At 45.1% G+C, this 6,414-nt stretch carries 7 protein-coding genes and 1 pseudogene; 5 read left to right on the top strand and 3 right to left on the bottom strand.

All coding sequences use genetic code 11. The annotated features are described in order from the left end of the window. Positions 1–167 precede the first annotated feature (167 nt). The 5 genes and pseudogenes from DFP83_RS13680 to DFP83_RS13760 all read left to right on the top strand — a co-directional run. A pseudogene (locus DFP83_RS13680) lies at positions 168–809 on the top strand (integrase core domain-containing protein); the annotation flags it as partial. Positions 810–1,304: 495 nt separating this feature from the next. Beyond that, on the top strand, positions 1,305–2,228 hold the full coding sequence (locus DFP83_RS13140; RefSeq protein ID WP_110576490.1) for an NAD-dependent epimerase/dehydratase family protein: 924 nt from the start codon (positions 1,305–1,307) through the stop codon (positions 2,226–2,228). Positions 2,229–2,299: 71 nt separating this feature from the next. Further along, on the top strand, positions 2,300–2,848 hold the full coding sequence (locus DFP83_RS13135) for a sugar transferase (protein ID WP_110576488.1): 549 nt from the start codon (positions 2,300–2,302) through the stop codon (positions 2,846–2,848). Between the two features lie 145 nt (positions 2,849–2,993). Next, positions 2,994–3,677: a hypothetical protein gene (locus tag DFP83_RS13130; protein WP_110576486.1), complete on the top strand. Its 684-nt coding sequence runs from the start codon at positions 2,994–2,996 to the stop codon at positions 3,675–3,677. Between the two features lie 114 nt (positions 3,678–3,791). Next, on the top strand, positions 3,792–3,920 hold the full coding sequence (locus DFP83_RS13760) for a hypothetical protein (protein ID WP_275540971.1): 129 nt from the start codon (positions 3,792–3,794) through the stop codon (positions 3,918–3,920). 186 nt (positions 3,921–4,106) lie between these two features. Here the strand turns inward: DFP83_RS13760 and DFP83_RS13125 are convergent, their stop codons facing one another. Genes DFP83_RS13125 through DFP83_RS13115 form a run of 3 tightly spaced genes read right to left on the bottom strand, consistent with a single transcriptional unit; the run spans position 4,107 to position 6,179 of the window. Continuing rightward, positions 4,107–5,474, bottom strand: coding sequence for a flagellin N-terminal helical domain-containing protein (locus DFP83_RS13125; protein ID WP_110576484.1), 1,368 nt, complete (start codon positions 5,472–5,474; stop codon positions 4,107–4,109). Positions 5,475–5,532: 58 nt separating this feature from the next. Further along, positions 5,533–5,964 (bottom strand): GNAT family N-acetyltransferase, encoded by a 432-nt coding sequence (locus DFP83_RS13120; RefSeq protein WP_110576482.1) that lies wholly within the window; start codon positions 5,962–5,964, stop codon positions 5,533–5,535. Between the two features lie 11 nt (positions 5,965–5,975). Beyond that, entirely contained in the window at positions 5,976–6,179 is a 204-nt protein-coding gene (locus DFP83_RS13115) for a hypothetical protein (protein WP_110576480.1), read from the bottom strand. Between the last annotated feature and the right edge of the window lie 235 nt (positions 6,180–6,414).

The raw sequence follows: 6,414 nt of genomic DNA, 5'->3' as shown, positions 1-6,414 counted from the left end.
TCGCAAAATGGCAATCAGCAACGGTACATAGAAATCGGTATCAACCGGCCAAGATAATTGCCGCTAGACCGGCCAAGGTAATTGACGCTAGATAATCACTGGAAGTTCAGCGATGAGAACGCTGTTATCGCTGACTGCTGCGCTTGACAGAGGCTCAGTAGAGCTAGGGATTTGGCTTATGCTTTTATCACCTACGCAACGTGAAGCGTTTCCCGTCGAATCATAAACGGGTATAACGCATTTTTTATCTGGAGTTTGAGCTTAACTTTCGGATAAAACCGAAATGACGCGTTAAACGGGATAAACCAGGTCCATTGAGCCTGCCAACAGTCAAAAATCAGGTCTGGTCGATGGATTTTATGTCAGACAGCTTACCTGATGGTCGTTGATTACGAACATTTAATGTGCTCGACGACTACAATCGCGAAGGTTTAACTATTGAAGCGGATTTATCGTTGCCTAGTGCGCGTGTCATTCGAGCATTAGGTCAGGTTATCGAATGGCGCGGCAAACCCGCAGCACTTCGTTGTGACAATGGGCTTGAGTATATCTCGGCCGAATTAACAAGTTGGGTTGAAAAGCAGAAAATAACACTGCTTTATATCCAGCCCGGCAAGACAACCCAGAATGCTTACATCGAACGTTTTAGCCGAACAGTTCTTCACGAATGGCTCGATTTACATATGTTTGAGAGCGTTGAGCAGGCACAAAAACGTGCTACTGAGTGGCTTTGGATTTATAACAACGAAAGGTCGAATACGGCCATTGGCGGCATTCCGCCCAAATATTTAACGCAAGCGGTTCACTAATTCTACGAATAACTGCTGCTTAAACTGGGGGATTACAGTAGTTGCCAACTTTGGAACACTGTCGGTCTTAAACTTTCCGGTGTTACTCGTCATAACTGGCGGAGAAAATGTATGGGGCAAGTGTCGAGATTGACGTCATATCAAGACATTCTTCTGCGATGCGTCCTTGAGCAGCGAACTCTAGGTCATTATCGGCCTTTATGCTGTGTGCCATTGCTTCAAAGGGCGACAGTATTTTTTTATAATAGTGTTATCAAGTTTATTCGGTATTTATTACAAGACGAAATCTGGTATCCCTGTGTCTAGGTTAGCTGCCGATAACTTAATTTGGAACTCACTTTTTTGGTCGAAAAGTAAGACTTTTGCATATGGGTAACTCAACTCCCTCTGGTCTATTCAATTTTATGAGTTTTGCGGCTGCTATTTCAATTCAGATTTTTATTTTATCTATATAACCCGAGTACTAAGTTTCACCGAGCATCATGAGGTCTACTGGTGGATAACAGAATTTTATTAACTGGCGCGTCTGGGTTCGTCGGCGGTGCTCTTTTTAAAAACATCGAGCTATCATCTAATGTTGAAGTTAGTGTAGCAGTCCGCTCAAAGTCCAGCGAATTTAAACATTTAAACTGTTGGATTGTTGATTTTGCATCTTTCTCAGATATATCTGAAGTTCTTAAGAGGCAGGACGTAGTCGTTCATACCGCGGCTGTTGCTCATAATAAAAAAATACGCATTTCGAGTGACTTTGAACACATTAACACTCGAGCAACACTCAGACTTGCACAGCAGGCAGCTGAGTGCGGTGTAAAGAGATTTATCTTTGTAAGCTCGATAGGTGTGAATGGAAACATCAGTTCCAAGCCTTTTACTGAGTTAGACATTCCAAAACCTTCTGAGACCTATGCAGAGTCGAAGTGGCGCGCAGAGCAAGGACTTTGGGAAATCCAAGAGTCGACAGGTATGGAAATCGTTATTATTAGACCGCCTCTCGTATACGGTCCGAATGCTCCCGGTAACTTTGCAACGCTAACTCGGTGGGTTGAAAAGGGGATTCCTTTGCCTCTAGGCGCTGTTAATAACAGGCGTTCCTATATTGCGATTGATAACCTAGTTGATTTTATCACTACTTGTATCGACCATCCTCTAGCTGCTAACGAGACGTTTTTGATTGCCGACGGTGAGGATATTTCAACGACTCACTTACTACATAAAGTTGCGAATGCGATGGATAAACCATCTCGACTTATCCCTGTACCCGAGAGGTTACTTACACTTGGAGCTACGATGCTTGGTAAGCGCGATATGGCTCGGCGTTTACTAGGCTCTCTTCAAGTCGACATTTCAAAAGCGAGACAGTTACTTGGTTGGCAACCAACTATTTCGCTTGAAGAAGGCCTAAAGCGCTGTTTTAAGTAAATATATATCCCAAAAGTTTTAATCTTCGCCATTTATTTCGTTCAATTTAATTTTTTTACCGGAGATAATTTGTGACTCGGTTGTTTGATTTTGTTTTCTCATTTCTCGGTCTTACGGTCGGTTTCCCCATACTTGTTGTGCTATATATTGTTGGACTGTTTGATACCGGCTCGCCTTTGTTTATGCAGGAACGTGTTGGCCGAAACAGTCGTCCGTTCACTTTAGTTAAATTCCGCACGATGCGAAAAGATACTGCGTCTGTTGCGAGTCATCTTGCGAGTGCATCCTCAATTACCAAGTTTGGTCACTTCTTACGTCGAACCAAACTCGATGAGCTGCCGCAGTTGTGGAATGTTCTAAAGGGCGAGATGAGTTTGGTAGGACCCCGCCCATGTTTATTTAATCAAGAGGAGCTTATCGAAGAACGCCTTGCTCGTGGTGTGCTCGAAGCGCGCCCTGGTATTACTGGGCTGGCACAGGTTAATGAGATTGATATGTCTACGCCTCGGCTTTTGGCTGAAACTGATCAAAAGATGCTAGCATCGTTTGATATTGCTTCTTACTTTAAATACATTCTGATGACTGTCACAGGGAGTGGCAGCGGTGACCGCGTAAGATAAAGTTTCTTTCAAGCTTGCACGTTTGATTAGAACGGATCTACAAAAACCTACCTAATCAAACCTTACCCACCCACGCCCCCTAAAGCCCACTCGGTTGCCAATGTCGTGATAGCATGGGTGGGGCGTTCTATAAGCGAGATAAACAGTGCCAAACGAACTCGAGTCAGCAACTAAAATCGAAGATCAATTCACTACGCAGTTTGATAGCAAACTGTTGAGTATTCCGCACTACCAACAACACCCTCAAATGTTACCGTTTGTGGGTTCTCACTATGGCGAGTATGGGCCTCGCATCTTAATCTTGGGTGAAAGCCACTACCTGCGAAAAAGCAGTACGGTTCATCTTGATGCTGAACAGTGGTATCAAACTCATGCATCGCAGTTATCCGCTCACGATTACAGCCACACAAACACGAGAAAATGCTTAACTAAACCCGGTAAAAGCTGGAAGTCTAAGTCATATACCATTTATAGAAACATTGAGAATGCGTTACTCGAGGTGGGCTACCCAAAAGAGGATAATACGCTTCGCTATGTTGCCTTTATGAATGCCTATCAGCGGCCAGCACGATCACGCCTGAGTATTCGTGGTACTCCTGAAGATGAGCTTCGATCGCTGGCAACGATACAGGCGGTTATCGATACGATTCAGCCCGAGCATATTATTTTCGTCTCACGAAAAGCCTACCTAAATATTGGCAAAAAACTAAAGCAAACGTCGTTTGCGGTGCCACACCCTGCCTCTGCTTGGTGGAACCGGAGCTCAAAACGCGGAACTGGAAAACAACAGATGCTGGCGCTTTTACGGCGATTACATGCCGAGTCGTGAGGATATTCATCGACTCTGTGTAACTTCTTTTAGTAACCCTATACAGTTACATGTGCAAAAGTAACCAAATAGGGTTACTTTTAAAGTGTGTTATATTTTAACCAGTAGGTGGATGTGCGTCAGAGTATCGCGGTGGGTGGACTCGCATTAGGGCACTTGTTTGTTGATCTGGCAAAGTCGTGGCTGCGTCGCAGAGAGGAACAGGATATCAATGCCGCCTGGGTGCTTATCCTTGAGAAGTAAAAAAGAGCCCCTCTTTAACGAAGTCGCTAACCACATGAAAGCCAGAGGGGCTCAAGGCTTCGACGTGAGACAATACCGAATCTCGAAGCCTTTTTATTAAAATCCAAACCACGGCATTCGTCGTTAAGCCAATAGCGGGTTGTTGTGTAGGATATTGGATGTTGATGCTGGCGCGTTCCCTGTATGTTAACCCAGGCTCTCGTTTAATAAGGTCATTACTTGCTCGGGCACCGCGTTGGCTTGAGCTAAAATACTGGTGCTTGCTTCCTGAACTATTTGGCGACTGGCTAGCTCGGCACTTTCTTTAGCAAAGTCTGTATCCTTTATTCGTGAGCGCGCGCCCATCGACTCTGTTACCGCTGTGTTTACACTACGTTGCGCACTTTGCATCGCGTTGAGCTTTGCACCATAGTAACTTCGTTTATCCAACACATTATTCAATGCTTTATCGATTTCTGCGAACGCTTGCTCTGCCAATTCTATTGGATCCAAACTGGACTCTTCTAGGCCAAGTGCACTGAGCGTTGCGGGCGTTTTCTCCATGGTAATGAAGTCTTGTTCAGATGTTGGGTTGATACTGGCGGTAATATTCACGGGACCTTTTTCAGTGCCATTCGGCCCTGAGCCTTCACCACTGCCTATCTTATTCCAAGTACCCACGACCTCAAATGCGCCACTCCCGACCACAGAAATAATCAGGGGCTCGTTCACCGTATCGATAGTTAGGGTTTCAATGTAGTCGTCGGATGCGTGTTTATCGCCGCTAAACTCAAAGGTCATGCCGTTGTAACTGCTGCTGCCCTCACTATTGAGCTCAGAACCGTCATAACTTGCATCTGCTGTGTAGCCATTCTCTTCATAAAAGAAGTAATTTTTAAGGTCGGTCGCATTGTTTATGCCGTTGACACCTGCAGTCCAGACGCCATCGGTGAGTGGGGTGCCGACTAAGTGTTTGCCCGAGCGCGTGAATACCTGTACATCATCGTCTGCACTGTACGAGTCAAGACGAAAGTCAAGTTGCTTTGAACCGGCGGGTATATAAGCGATGGACCGTAATCCTGATGGCAAACGGGTTGAAACACCGTTTTGTAGAACTGCATCGATACTGTCAACATCACCCACTTTTAATTCATCGTCACCGACTAACGGCAGCCGATTAAAGGCCTTCGTACCATACGCTGTCGCTTCGATGTGTTGTTTGAGTTGTTGGAACTCTTTATTCAGTGCTTTTATGTCACTTTCTGAATTAACGCCATTTTTTGCTTGTATCGCTAGGGCACGCATCTGTTGCAAAGCGTCAGATATTTGACTTAATCCGCCCTCTGCAATTTGTGCATAGCTCATCCCGTCATTTAGGTTCCGATTGACCTGGCGCCCTGCCTCGATAGCAACGCTTAAGCGATTACTAATTTGTAAGCCGGCACTATCGTCAGCGGCACTGTTGATGCGACTTCCTGAGCTTAACCGTTGATATGATGTATCGAGCGCTCGCTGGTTCTCCGCCAAATTACGCGATACCCCAAGTTGATACTTATTGGTTTGTACCGATAGCATTGCTCCTCCTAAGCAGTGTTCTCCTACTTAGAAATATGCAATTTACATACCAGCAATATCACCCTTTTATAAAATGTATCTTACTTGCTTCCGGGCTCCCTTTGTCATCATAACCACAAATAACATAGCCCTGGGAAATTAATAACTGCAGCATTGCTGGGAATTTTTTCATCGATTTCACCCGAATCGATTTAAACCCTTTACTCTTTACCCACGCCTCTTGCTGCTTAAGCAGCTGCTTGGCAATACCATGACCGCGATAACTCGGATGAACCGCGCCCAGCCAGCTATAAAACTCAGTATCTGAAAGCGCATACCCCAGCTTATAACCCACCTTTTTTGCGCCCTCTAACGCCACCAAAATCAGCGTCTCCTTGCCTGCCAACCGCTGCTCAATTTTCTCCTTGGAGTTTTTATTATCAAACTCAGGTACCGCAGCATCGATTTCAATAATATCGGCAACAGTGCCTTGGGTATATGTGATGTTCATTTGGGTGTCACTTACTCCGCTTCTTTGCGCATACCACGAATGGTGTCCGTTATTTTAATGGAAATCTCATCGATGTCATGGCTTGGGGAGAGTTCAGGTTGTTCCAAGCGGTAGGTCGCGCCTTTGGCGCGACAGCTATTACAAGCGGTTAGTGCAAAGACTTGTTGAGTTAATGCTGGAACAGCCAAAGTCCGCTGTGTGCCAAGTATAGTCATTCGACCCTGATCACTTATACTCAATAGTGTTCAGGTATGTGTTTGCTGCTTACGACTAATGTGCCAGCATCATTTTAATGATCTCCGCTTTTCCTTCGAAGCAGCAAGCACCTTTACTCTACAACGAATACTCAGGGCTCGCTTTACACGACTGTCTATATTTATTTCGCAGAGTAAAGATACATAGCGAACTTAAAGTTAGGGGGACGTCATGGTCGATCAAACAGCTAAATTC

This window comes from Idiomarina fontislapidosi, assembly GCF_003226255.1.
Lineage (GTDB): Bacteria > Pseudomonadota > Gammaproteobacteria > Enterobacterales > Alteromonadaceae > Idiomarina > Idiomarina fontislapidosi.
This window is presented reverse-complemented; position numbering and strand designations above follow the sequence as displayed.

What these genes read in the sequence shown, in the direction of transcription:
- DFP83_RS13125 (WP_110576484.1), bottom strand. Translation starts at nt 5,474, where the DNA reads ATGCTATCGGTACAAACCAATAAGTATCAACTTGGGGTATCGCGTAAT.
- DFP83_RS13120 (WP_110576482.1), bottom strand. Translation starts at nt 5,964, where the DNA reads ATGAACATCACATATACCCAAGGCACTGTTGCCGATATTATTGAAATC.
- DFP83_RS13115 (WP_110576480.1), bottom strand. Translation starts at nt 6,179, where the DNA reads ATGACTATACTTGGCACACAGCGGACTTTGGCTGTTCCAGCATTAACT.